This window comes from Streptomyces sp. NPDC005791 (assembly GCF_042871485.1).
Taxonomy (GTDB): Bacteria; Actinomycetota; Actinomycetes; order Streptomycetales; family Streptomycetaceae; genus Streptomyces.
Genome location: NZ_JBIAIP010000019.1, coordinates 84,865 through 94,789, shown reverse-complemented (window position 1 = coordinate 94,789; position 9,925 = coordinate 84,865). Strand labels below are relative to the sequence as shown.

Here is a 9,925-nt window from a genome sequence, read left to right as displayed (position 1 = left end):
TTGACGTTGTCGCCGGTCTCGGTCTGCCACTTGCCGCCGTCGACGGCGGAGCCGGCGGGCCCGTCGAACTCGTCGGCGAACGTGACGGCGGCCGCAGAGGCCGTGTGTGCGGCGGGCGTGGTCACCGGCGTGGGCGCGCTCTGCGCCAGTCCGGTGGAGAGTGTGGCGAGGCCGAGTGCCATGACGACGGACAGGACCAGGCGCCGAGGCAAGCGTGGGGATCTCATGCCTCTCCCTTCAGGGAGGGTGGTGGACTGACATGGGCATGTCAGAGCCAGGACGGGCGGGAGCGCGAGCCCTCCCCGACGGGCGGGGAGGCCGAAGAAAGACGGCTCTTACTTCACACCGTGATTTAAGAAATTAACGCCCAGCCTGTCAAGGGTTTGGTATAGACCGGAGACGCGTACACCTCTCGACGCCAACGGTGTATGGCTGAAAGGGCTCTACCACCGATCAGCTCCGTACCGCCCCCGAGGCGCCCCTCGGCAACCCACGTCGGCCCGGTGCGCGATCACCCTCGCGCTCTGGACACCGATCCGTCGGCGACGCGTTGGCTGGATTCCGCCACGCACCGGTCGCGCGTGTGCGGCACGAGTTCCGGCGCCCCGGTGTCAGCGCCGGTCGAAGGGCGGCGGGAAGGAGCCGTCCGGCTCACGACTGCCCGGAAACGGACGTACCGGCCCGCGTCGCGTCGGTGCCCCAACTCGCGAGCAGGCGCAGCGCCTCCGCCGACGCCGACCCTGGTTCGGCGTGATAGGCGACCACGGACTGCTCGGCGTCGTCGGGCAGGGCGAACGTCTCGTAGGAGAGCGCCAGCTCGCCCGCCAAGGGGTGGTGCAGACGCTTGACACCGTGGCTCTTCTCCTTGACGTCGTGCCGGGCCCACAGCCGCCGGAACTCGTCGCTCTTCACCGACAGCTCACCGACGAGCGCGGAGAGACGAGGGTCGTCCGGGTGGCAGCCCGCGTCCATCCTCAGGTAGCTGACGATGTCCGACGCCTTCTGGTCCCACTCCACGAACAGCTCGCGGTACTCCGGTTTCAGGAACACCAGCCGCGCCCAGTTCCGCTCCTGCGGCGGCAGCTCCGACCAGTCACCGAAGACCGCCCCTGCCATCCGGTTCCAGGCCAGGATCTCCGAACGCCGTCCGGTGACGTACGCGGGAACCCCGTCCATGGTCTCGAGGAGCTGGCAGAGGGACCCCCGCACCCGCTGCTGCCGCGCCGACGGCTTCTTCCTGTGCTGCTTGGGCTTCGCAAGGTGTGTGAGGTGCGCCTGCTCGGCGTCCGTCAGCCTCAGCGCGGACGCGATCGCACCCAGCACCTCCCCGGACACGTTCTGGCCGTTGCCCTGCTCAAGACGTGTGTAGTACGCCACGGACACTCCGGCCAGCTGGGCCAGCTCCTCCCGGCGGAGCCCCGGGACCCGGCGGTGCCGCCCGAAGTCGGGCAGACCCACGTCCTCCGGCTTGAGCCGGGCACGCCGGCTGCGGAGGAATTCGCTGAGCTCGGCGCGCCGGTCGAGGGCGTGCCCTCCGGCACCACCGGGCCCGGGGCCGCCGACGGACCGCCGCTCGCGTACAGGCTGCTCGTCGTCCATAGGGCCCAGTATCCACGGTCGTACGCACACCAGCCTGTCCCCGCCGGTAGTAGGACCGCTGGTCGTAGGCACAACCGTGGCCTGGGTGAAGTCACGCTCGTGGGGCACGCTGGACGGCGTGCCCGGACCGGAAGCTGCCGGGCGCAGGACCACTCCTTAGGAGCCCCCCATGACCACTGTCGCTGCGTACGCCGCACCTTCCGCCAAGGCCCCGCTGGAGCGCACCACCATCGAGCGTCGCGCGGTCGGCGAGTTCGACGTCCTGATCGACATCAAGTTCGCCGGCATCTGCCACTCGGACATCCACCAGGCGCGCGACGGCTGGGGCGAGGGCATATTCCCGATGGTGCCGGGCCACGAGATCGCCGGAATCGTCACCGAGGCCGGCCCCGGCGTCACCAAGTTCGCCGTGGGCGACCGCGTGGGTGTGGGCTGCATGGTCGACTCCTGCCGCGCGTGCGACAACTGCGTAGCCGGCCTCGAGCAGTACTGTGCCCAGGGCAACATCGGCACGTACAACGCCCTCGACAAGAACGGCGATCCCACCTACGGCGGCTATTCCACACAGATCGTCGTGGACGAGAACTACACCGTGCGTATCCCCGACGGACTGTCGCTGGACGAGGCAGCGCCGCTGCTCTGCGCGGGAATCACCACGTACTCCCCGCTGCGGCACTGGAACGCCGGTCCCGGCAAGAAGGTCGCCGTCCTCGGCATGGGCGGCCTCGGCCACGTGGGCGTCAAGATCGCGCACGCGCTCGGTGCGGAGGTGACCGTGCTCTCGCAGTCCCTGCGCAAGCGGGACGACGGGCTGAAGCTCGGCGCCGACCACTATTACGCCACCAGCGACCCGAAGACCTTCGAGGAGCTGGCCGGCACGTTCGACATCATCCTGTCCACGGTGTCCGCACCGCTGGACTTCGGCGCCTACCTCTCCCTCCTCAAGACGGACGGTGCGCTGGTGAACGTCGGCGCCCCGGAGGAGCCCATCTCCGTCAACCTGTTCTCTTTGATCGGCGGCCGTAAGTCCCTCTCCGGGTCCGGTATCGGCGGCATCCAGGAGACCCAGGAGATGCTGGACTTCTGCGCCGAGCACGGGTTCGGCGCGGAGATCGAACTGATCGGCGCGGCCGAGATCAACGAGGCGTACGAGCGTGTGCTGAACAGCGACGTGCGGTACCGGTTCGTGATCGACGCGGCAACGATCTGATCGCGCCATCGGGAAACCACCCCTGTGACCCACCTGCGCGCAGGTGGGTCACAGGGGTGCGGTGGGCTTCGGGGCCCGTCCGGTGACGGCGTGGCTAGTGCCGCATCAGCCAAGGTTCGCCCCGTCGCGACGCCAGGCACGCACTCTCGCCGCACCGGCCGAAAGCCCGAGTACATCCAGTACAAGGGCTTCCGGCCGGCACACCGATAGCACGCACCTGACGCCGCTCCTTGACGGGCAAACCCTGACTGACGCGGCACTAGGGAAGCGCCTGGCCGCCGGGGGGCTGCGCGAGGCGGCGGCTCTGGGCCCAGCTCCGCAGCTCCGTCTGCGCGACGGCTTCGACCTCCTCCAGAAGGCGCTGCCGTGTGTCGGCGCTCCGCTCGGCTTCAGCGGTCAGGGTGTAGCGCTGAACAGCCAGCCGTAGTCGCGACCACGCCTCCGCGGCCTGTACGTGTCGCTCCGCGTGGTTGAAGACCTGGCGGAACCCGCCGATGAAGAGTGCGACACCTGCGAGGGAGGCGGTGATGGCGGCGGGAGCCTGCATACCCGCGGCGACGACCGTCCCTGCCCCGGTGACCAAACCGGTCAGCTCCGTACCCGCGGACCATCGCCGGGACCGTCTCGTGACGCGCTCGTACCAGGCCAGGTCTCTGAGGGCATGCTCCAGCACCGGATCTACGCTTGCCGGGGGCACCGACGGTCTCCCTCCTCACGGCAACTTCCCGGCATCCCCCAGGAGTCGAGGAGCTTCGGCGCCGACGACCCACAGTATCCGCCCGCCGCCCGACCGGGCCACCCTCATCGGCGAGACCGCAGGCCGTCAGGCCTCGGCGGTGCGCGCGAACCAGGTGGGGCCGTCCGTGAGAGACTGCTTGATCCGGAACAGCGAGAACTCGCTCAGCGGCGGCAGCGCGTCGACGTCGAACCAGGCGACTTCCAACGACTCGTCGTCGTTGACCCGGGCCTCGCCGCCGGTGGCCCGACAGCGGAAGGTGATGTCGAGGTACTGACACCGGTCGCCGTTGGCGTACTGCACCGGCTTCAACGCCTGGGTGAGCACGACCCGCTCCGCGACGCACCGCACCGCGGTCTCCTCGTACACCTCGCGCTCCGCCGTCAGCGCCGGTTCCTCACCGGGCTCGCCGATACCGCCGATGACCGACCACCTACCGGTGTCCGCCCGCCGGCCGAGCAGCACCCGGCCCTCGTCGTCGAAGACGACGGCGGTGACTCCCGGCAGCAGGAGCAGCTGGTGCCCCGCGGTGGCGCGGATGTCGCGGATGAAGTCTGGAGTAGCCATACGAGGAGCCTATGCGAACGGAATCATGCGGCGGCATGGACCGTCTCCGGACCGGCCGCCGGGTCCTTGCGCGCCTTCCTCGCCCGCACCGACGTGGCAGTGGCCCAGCCGAGTCCTGCCACGGCGAGCAGCGCCAGGACGCCCTCCGGCAGGGCCCCGAGCCGGGTGGCGGGCGTGAGCGAGGACCGCAGGGGCACCTCGTCGACCAGGGCGTCCGGGGTGAACATCTTCGTCTTCTCCACGATCGTGCCGTCCGGCCGGATCACCGCGCTGACGCCGCTGGTGACGGGCACGACGACGGACCGCCCGTGCTCGACCGCCCGCACCTGGCTCATCGCCAGCTGCTGATAGGTCATCTCGCTGCGCCCGAAGGTCGCGTTGTTGCTCGGCACGGCGATCAGCTGTCCGCCGTCTTCGACGGTGTCGCGTACGGCGTCGTCGAACGCTGCCTCGTAACAGGTCACGAGCCCGACCTTCGTGCCCGCCAGGTCGAACACGCCGACCTTGTTGCCGGGGCCGAAGTCCCGCTGCACCCGGTCGACGTCCTTGCTGAAGATCCGTGCGACGGACCGCATCGGCATGTACTCGCCGAACGGCTGGATGTGCCGCTTGTCGTACGTGTCCACGGGGCCGCTCTCCGGGTCCCACTGGATCAGGGTGTTGCGGAGAGGGCCGGTGTCTGGGGTGAGGACGGCGCCGATGACCGTGGGAGCGCCGATGGCCCGCACGGCCCGGTCGATGGCCTCGCGGGCGTCGGCATTGCGGTACGGATCGAGGTCGGACGAGTTCTCCGGCCACAGGACGAAGTCGGGCTGGGGCACCTTGCCCGCTTCCACGTCCTGGGCGAGCTGCTCCGTCCGGTTCGCGTGGTTGTCCAGGACGGCCCGGCGCTGGGAGTTGAAATCGAGGCCGAGGCGCGGCACGTTGCCCTGGATCGCGGCGACCGTGGCAGTGCCGTCCTCGGGTGAGTCGTCCACGAGCGGGAGGGCCGCCAGTGCGGCGGCGACCGGCGCGGCGACGGTGACGGCCGCCGCGACGACGGCGGCGCGGGGCACGGTGCCGGTGGTGCGGTAGCGGCGGACCTGCCGGACCGCTTCCAGGCATCCGAAACCGCACAGCACTACGGCGAACGAGAGCAGCGGGGTGCCTCCCACCGCGGCGAGCGGCAGGAAGGCGCTGTCGGCCTGGCCGAAGGCGATCTTGCCCCAGGGGAAGCCGCCGAACGGGGCCCGGGCCCGGAGCGCCTCGTCCAGGGTCCACACCGCCGCTGCCCAGACGGGCCAGTACGGGAGTCGCGAGACCGCGGCGACACCGACGCAGCCGACGGCGATGAACAGCGCTTCGGCGAACGCGAGAGCGAGCCATGGAACGGGGCCGACCTCCTCGCCCGTCCAGTGCAGCAGCGGCAGCATGAAGCCGAGTCCCGCGAGGAGGCCGAGGCCCAGTGCCGCGCGCAGCCCGCGTGCGGTCAGGACCCACCCCAGCAGGGCGAAGCCGGGCAGTACCAGCCACCACAGGGGGCGGGGCGGGAAGCTCGCGTAGAGCAGGGCACCGGACAGCACGGCTGCGGCCGGCCGGACGAGCCGCGGCCACAGCTCCCTGCTGCGGGACACGGGGTCGGGCGACGGTTCGGCGATGGTGATGGTGGCGCTCACCTGCCGGAGTCTACGGTGAGCGGCTGTGAAGGCGGCAGCCGCTCCGGCCACCTCGGGGCAGCGGGGCCCGGCCGGACTCAGGATCCCGGTGACTTCCCCTGCGGCCCGTGGCTCAGGATCCCGGGGTCTTCCCGGTGGGTGTGAGGTGCAGGCGCTCCCGGATGAAGCGTACGGCGGCCTCCGCGTCGTCCACCGTGACGGTGAAGCTCCTGCCGTCCCCCAGCCGGAGTACAAGTCCCTCACCCCGGCGCACGACGACGGCCGTGCCCTGGTCGGGGCGCCAGCGGTAGCCCCAGCCGCCCCAGTGGCGCGGAGTGACCTTGGGTGCGAAGTCCGCGCCCACCACATGGGTGAGCAGGATCCGGCGCCTGGGCAGCCCGGCGTGTCCGCAGCGCACCTCGAGCGCGTCACCGTCGACCTTGACGGCCACGTGCACGAAGGCGAGGGTCCCGAAGAGGATCAGGAGCCCGGCGGCGACACAGCCGATGACGGACATGAGCAGCGGGGCGAAGCCGCCGCCCCAGGCCGAGTCGACAGCGAGTTCGATACCGAGTGCCAGGCACCCTGCCCCGGCGGCCGCGAGCAGCCACTGGAAGCGATTGGTGGCCCGTCCCGTCCAGACCGTGCTCGGGGCCTGGCTCGAACCGTGCCGCTGATTGCCGGAGTGGTCCGTCATGTCAAGCAGCGTACCCACGTTCCGCGCGGCTCGGAGGGACTGCGTTGCCCCGGTTACGCCCCACGGGCGCTCAGATCGCGGGGATGACGGCCTTGAGCAGCAGTCCCTCGGCGTACGCCAGAGCGGGTTCGGTGAGGTCGGCGGCCTCACCGCCGAGGAGCACGGTGAGGGTGCCGACCGGTTCCGCCGACGGAGCGGGCACCGCCCCGACACGACGCAGGGCCTGGGCGGCCACCGCCTCGGCGGAGCGGTGCAGCACGAGCGGCGCGCGGCCGGGCCGGCCGGCCTCCACCGCGGCGCGGATGCGTTCGGCGACCAGTTCGTAATGGGTGCAGCCGAGGACGACGTCCGTCACGTCGGCCGGAGTCAGAGCGGCCGCGGCGGCGACCGTGCGGTCGATCGCCGCCTCGTCGGCGTGTTCCACGGCGTCCGCGAGCCCCGGGCAGGGCACTTCCGTCACGTCCACGGAGCGGGCGAAATCGTGGATCAGCCCGCGCTGGTAGGGGCTTCCGGTGGTGGCGGGCGTGGCCCAGATGGCGAGGGGCCCGCCGCCTGCGGCGGCCGGCTTGATCGCGGGCACCGTGCCGATGACCGGCAACCCGGGCTCCAGTTCGGCCCGCAGGGCGGGCAGGGCGTGGACGGAGGCGGTGTTGCAGGCGACGATCAGGGCGTCCGGCTGCCGGTCCGCCGCCGCGCGTGCCACAGCGAGGGCGCGGCGGGTCACGTCCTCGGGCGTACGGGGCCCCCAGGGCATCGAGCCGGGATCGGACGACAGCACCAGGTCGGCGTCGGGCCGTAGCCGGCGTACGGCGGCCGCTGCCGCGAGCAGGCCGATTCCCGAGTCCATGAGTGCGATCTTCACCCGGTCACCTTAGTCGACAGCCCATGCGGGGCCGCCGAAGTGGGGCACACTTCGTCGGATGAGCGCCGTTGCCTGGATCGCCGTGGGGTCACTGACCGTGTGGGTGTGGCTGCTGTTCGGCCAGGGCTTCTTCTGGCGCACCGACCAGCGGCTGCCCGTGCGCGGGGATCCGGTGCGCTGGCCGTCGGTGGCGGTGGTCGTCCCCGCCAGGGACGAGGCCGAGGTCCTGCCGGTGAGCCTGCCGTCACTGCTCACCCAGGACTATCCGGGTGACGCGGAGGTCTTCCTGGTCGACGACTGCAGCGGCGACGGCACGGGCGAACTCGCCCGGGTGCTGTCCGAGCGGTGCGGTGGGCTGCCGCTGACGGTGGTGACGCCCGGTGAGCCGGAGCCGGGCTGGACGGGCAAACTCTGGGCGCTGCGGCACGGGATGGCGCTGGCCCGTCAGCATGAGCCTGAGTTCCTGCTCCTGACGGACGCCGACATCGCGCACGAGCCGGACAGTCTGCGGGAACTCGTGGCCGCTGCCGGCGCCGACGGGGCGGACCGGTTCGACATGGTCTCGCAGATGGCCAGGCTGCGGGTGGCGAGCACCTGGGAGCGGCTGGTCGTGCCGGCCTTCGTCTACTTCTTCGGGCAGCTCTACCCGTTCCGGTGGGTGAACGGGAAGGGGTCGCGGACGGCCGCGGCGGCGGGGGGCTGTGTGCTGCTGCGGACCGGAGCCGCCGAGCGGGCCCGCGTCCCGGAGTCCATCCGCCAGGCGGTGATCGACGACGTGTCGCTGGCGCGGGCGGTACGGCGCAGCGGCGGCCGCATCTGGCTGGGGCTCGCCGACCGGGTGGACAGCGTGCGTCCCTGTCCGCGGCTGGCGGACCTGTGGCGCATGATCGCGCGGAGTGCGTACGCGCAACTGCGGCACAGTCCGTCGCTGCTGGCCGGCACGGTCCTCGGTCTGGGCCTGGTCTACGTCGCGCCGCCCGTCACGCTGGCCGCCGGGCTGCTGACGGGCGACCCGGTGGCCGCGGGCGCGGGCGGGGCGGCCTGGGCGGTGATGGCGGGGACCTACATGCCCATGCTCCGGTACTACCGGCAGTCGCTCTGGCTGGCGCCGCTGCTGCCCTTCACCGCGGTCCTCTATCTCCTGATGACGGTGGGTTCCGCGGTACAGCACCACCGGGGGCTCGGAGCGGCATGGAAGGGGCGTACGTACGCCCGCCCCGAGGCCGCACCGGAACCCTGAGCCCACCCGGCCGGCCGAGCGGACACGGTCGCTGAGGGGTCACTTGCGCCCGGGGGTCCAGTTCATGCCCCACCCGTAGGCGGCGTCGACGGTCCGCTGCGGGCTGACCCCGCGCCGAGGGACGAGATAGCGGGCCTCCCGCTGCACGGTGAGGTCGCCCCCCTCGCCGGTGAGCAGTGCGAGCGCGCACACGGTGGAAGGCACGGTGCATTCGTCGAGGGAGAAGTCGATCGCCGCGCCGTGCTGCGGCTGGAGCGTGACCGTGGCGTGCAGATCGGCGAAGCTGCGCGCCCCTTCGTAGATGGTGACGAAGATCAGAACACGCCGTAGCCGGTCCTTGTGGTCGAGGTTGACCGTGAGGTTCTCGCCGCTCGAGACCGCGCCGGTACGGTCGTCCCCGTCGAGGTGGATGTACGGCGGTTGCCGAAGAGATCCGAAGGCGTTCCCGAGTGCCTGCACCACTCCCTTGCTTCCGTCGGTGAGTTCGTACAGTGCGCAGAGGTCGAGATCCAGGTCGCCGTGCATGGCGACCGCCCTGCCGAGCTTCGCGCCCCAGCCCTTGAACTGTTTGCGCACGTCCCAGTTGAGATTGACGCGCAGCGCTCCGGAGGTGCCGCCCTGTTTCGCCAGCGAGACGGAAGGGGCTTCCTTCGTCAGCGTGACCTTGGTCAGCCTCACGGCCTGTACGACGGGGGGCGCGGGCGGCTGGGGGGCCCGCTGCGGGGCCGGGGGCGGCGACGCGTGCTGCGGCTCGTCGACGGAGATGCCGAAGTCCGTCGCGAAACCTTCGAGTCCGCTGTCGTACCCCTGTCCCACCGCCCTGAATTTCCATGCGCCCTGGCGCACATAGAACTCACCGAGGACGAACGCGGTCTCCACGGTCGCGTCCGCGCTGTCGAAGCGCGCGATCTCGGAGCCGTCCGCCGGGTCCACGATCCTCACGTGGAGGCCGCCCACCCGTCCGAATGTGCCGCCGTCCGCCGAGGCCGCGACCACCACACGGTCGATCGTCGGCTCCATCCGGGCGAAGTCGACCGTGAGGCTGTCCGTCACGCCGCCGCCGGCCGTCTGCTTGCCCTCGTGGCGGACCGCGCCGGACGCGTGCGCCGGCTGGTTGTAGAAGACGAAGTCCGCGTCGCCGCGTACCTTTCCCGACACGAGCAGGAGCGCCGAGGCATCGACGTCGGGTGTCCCGGGAGCGGTACGCCAGCCCAGTTCGACCCGCACGGCCCGAGCCGGCACCGGGACGTTGGTCCCCTTCTGCATGGTCATGCTCGCCCCCCTCACGAGTCCGGCTGCCCGGACGGTTTCCACCAATTTAGCCCCCGGTCCGCCGGGGAGCACACAGCCGCGACGGGACAGAGGCCCGGACCCGCCGGA

9 protein-coding genes and 1 pseudogene are annotated in these 9,925 nt (G+C 71.3%); 2 read left to right on the top strand and 8 right to left on the bottom strand.

Going from position 1 to position 9,925, the window contains the following annotated elements:
* Positions 1–227, bottom strand: a pseudogene (locus ACFYSH_RS30205) (1,3-beta-glucanase); the annotation flags it as partial.
* A 424-nt stretch (positions 228–651) separates the two neighbouring features.
* Positions 652–1,599 carry a helix-turn-helix transcriptional regulator gene (locus ACFYSH_RS30200; RefSeq protein WP_359474098.1) on the bottom strand — a complete coding sequence of 316 codons (948 nt, stop codon included), beginning with the start codon at positions 1,597–1,599 and terminating at the stop codon, positions 652–654.
* A gap of 169 nt (positions 1,600–1,768) precedes the next feature.
* On the opposite strand from ACFYSH_RS30200, the gene ACFYSH_RS30195 reads away from it, so the two are divergent.
* Positions 1,769–2,809, top strand: a complete 1,041-nt coding sequence (locus ACFYSH_RS30195) for an NAD(P)-dependent alcohol dehydrogenase (RefSeq protein ID WP_359474095.1) — start codon at positions 1,769–1,771, stop codon at positions 2,807–2,809.
* Between the two features lie 259 nt (positions 2,810–3,068).
* Here the strand turns inward: ACFYSH_RS30195 and ACFYSH_RS30190 are convergent, their stop codons facing one another.
* The 5 genes from ACFYSH_RS30190 to ACFYSH_RS30170 form a co-directional block, all read right to left on the bottom strand.
* On the bottom strand, positions 3,069–3,482 hold the full coding sequence (locus ACFYSH_RS30190; RefSeq protein ID WP_359474092.1) for an SLATT domain-containing protein: 414 nt from the start codon (positions 3,480–3,482) through the stop codon (positions 3,069–3,071).
* Between the two features lie 150 nt (positions 3,483–3,632).
* Positions 3,633–4,112, bottom strand: coding sequence for an NUDIX domain-containing protein (locus ACFYSH_RS30185; RefSeq protein WP_388756545.1), 480 nt, complete (start codon positions 4,110–4,112; stop codon positions 3,633–3,635).
* Between the two features lie 23 nt (positions 4,113–4,135).
* Entirely contained in the window at positions 4,136–5,767 is a 1,632-nt protein-coding gene (gene lnt, locus ACFYSH_RS30180; protein WP_359474086.1) for an apolipoprotein N-acyltransferase, read from the bottom strand.
* Positions 5,768–5,879: 112 nt separating this feature from the next.
* A complete protein-coding gene (locus tag ACFYSH_RS30175; protein ID WP_359474083.1) occupies positions 5,880–6,443 on the bottom strand; it encodes a hypothetical protein in 564 nt (187 codons plus the stop codon).
* Positions 6,444–6,513: 70 nt separating this feature from the next.
* Positions 6,514–7,305, bottom strand: coding sequence for an aspartate/glutamate racemase family protein (locus tag ACFYSH_RS30170; protein ID WP_359474079.1), 792 nt, complete (start codon positions 7,303–7,305; stop codon positions 6,514–6,516).
* A gap of 58 nt (positions 7,306–7,363) precedes the next feature.
* Between ACFYSH_RS30170 and ACFYSH_RS30165 the strand changes: the two genes are divergently transcribed.
* Positions 7,364–8,545, top strand: a complete 1,182-nt coding sequence (locus tag ACFYSH_RS30165) for a glycosyltransferase (protein ID WP_359474076.1) — start codon at positions 7,364–7,366, stop codon at positions 8,543–8,545.
* Between the two features lie 39 nt (positions 8,546–8,584).
* On the opposite strand, the gene ACFYSH_RS30160 is transcribed toward ACFYSH_RS30165, so the two are convergent.
* A complete protein-coding gene (locus ACFYSH_RS30160) occupies positions 8,585–9,817 on the bottom strand; it encodes a TerD family protein (protein ID WP_388756541.1) in 1,233 nt (410 codons plus the stop codon).
* Between the last annotated feature and the right edge of the window lie 108 nt (positions 9,818–9,925).